At 74.6% G+C, this 1,662-nt stretch carries 2 protein-coding genes; both read right to left on the bottom strand.

The annotated features are described in order from the left end of the window. A partial coding sequence (glsA, locus tag D8M29_RS11815; protein WP_238693409.1) for a glutaminase A occupies positions 1–1,209 on the bottom strand: 1,209 nt, incomplete at its 3' end. Position 1,210: 1 nt separating this feature from the next. Beyond that, positions 1,211–1,662, bottom strand: a 452-nt coding sequence (locus tag D8M29_RS11810) for a GNAT family N-acetyltransferase (protein WP_127446006.1), incomplete at its 5' end; no start/stop codon positions are given.

Below are 1,662 nucleotides of genomic sequence, written 5' to 3'. Positions count from 1 at the left end.
CATCGCGCCCATGGGGTACTTCGGCTGGACCAGGCCGGATGCCGCGTCCAGGAGGCGGTGCTTGAGCGGGTGGCCCTTTCCGACGGCGGACATGAGGGCGATCTTGCGGGCTGCGGTGACGGCGGCCCAGCCGGTGCCGGGCTTCTCCGCACCGGTGCGCAGGTCCGTGAGCGCGTCCAGCACCGCCTCGGCGCCGCCGAACCGGATCACGCCCTGCAGGTGCAGGAACACGCGGTCACCCTCGCGTTCCACGAAGCGCACGGCGGTTCCGCCCAGGCTGTCGCCGTCCATGAGGTGCAGCCGGAAGTCCTCGGAGAGGCGGCGGCACGCCAGCACGCCGCGCGCCGAGTTGCCCACCTCGTCCAGGCGCGGCGAGAACACGCCGATCCCCACGCGGCCCGGCAGCGCGCCGAGCACACCGCCGGCCACCCCGGACTTGGCCGGGATCCCGACGTCGGCGAGCCACTGCCCGGCGGCGTCGTACATGCCGGAGGAGGTCATCACGGACACCACGCGCCGCGCCACGATGGACGGCAGCACGCGCTCACCCGTCATCGGATGGATGCCCCCGGTGGCCAGACACGCGCCCATCACGGCGAGGTCCTTGGCGGTGACGAGCACGGCGCACTGCGCCACGTACCCGGCCACGATCTCCTCGGCCGAGTCCTGCAGCACCCCGTAGCTGCGGAGCATGTGCCCCAGGGAGAGGTTGCGGTCCGAGACCGCCATCTCGGACTCGTACGTCTCCCGGTCCACCGCGAGCCGACGCCCGGCGAGCAGGGACATGATCTCCACGGCCCGGTCCAGCCGCTCCTTCCGGCTCGCCTCCGGCCCCACCAGCAGCTGGTGCACCGCGAGCGCGCCCGCGTTGATCATGGCGTTGTCCGGGCGGTGCGACTCCGCCTCGAGGGAGAGCTCGTTGAAGGCCTCGCCCGAGGGGTTCAGCCCCACCTGTCGGTCCACGGCGGCGAAGCCCCGGTCCACGAGCGCGGCCGCGTACGTGAACGGCTTGGACGCGGACTGGATGGTGAACTCCACGTCCGCGTCCCCCGCGGAGTGCAGCCGCCCGGTGGGGGTGGCCAGCGCGATGCCGAGGCGGTCCGGGTCCGCCTCCGCGAGCACGGGGATGTACTGGGCCGTCTCTCCCGGGTTCACGGCGCCGAGCTCGGTGATCAGGCTCGCCAGGTAGTCGGGGATCGGGTGTCTCATCTCAGGCCTCCCAGCGCAGGCAGGTCAGGGGCTCGCCCCCGGGCACGGGCACGTGGCCGGTCGCACGGAAGCCGAGCCGCTCATAGAACGGGACGGTGGCGGGCACGGACGCCTCGAGGTGCACGGGCAGACCCGACGCGCGGCGCTGGCCGTGGCGCACCAGCGCACTCGCCGCCCCGCGCCCGCGGGCGGACGGGACGGTGCCGACCTCCTCAAGGTACCAGTGCCGGCCTGCCGGGCGGGCACGCTCGCAGGCGGCCTGGATCCGCTTCAGGGCGAGGGTGTGGCGGCCGTGGACGGCGACCGCGGTGGGCAGCCCCGCCAGCAGGCCCGGCACGTCGACCCCGCGGGGGGCGGCGGGGGAGGTCCACACGGCGGCGCCGAGCAGCGTGCCATCGTCGGCGTCCACGGCGACGTCCACGGCGCCGAGCGGGGCGCCGTCGGCCCCCGCGA

The sequence above is a fragment of the Micrococcus sp. HSID17227 genome (assembly GCF_003989405.1).
In the GTDB taxonomy this organism is placed as follows: domain Bacteria; phylum Actinomycetota; class Actinomycetes; order Actinomycetales; family Micrococcaceae; genus Micrococcus; species Micrococcus luteus.
The sequence above is the reverse complement of the archived record's forward strand: the minus strand, read 5'-3'. Positions and strand labels throughout refer to the sequence as shown.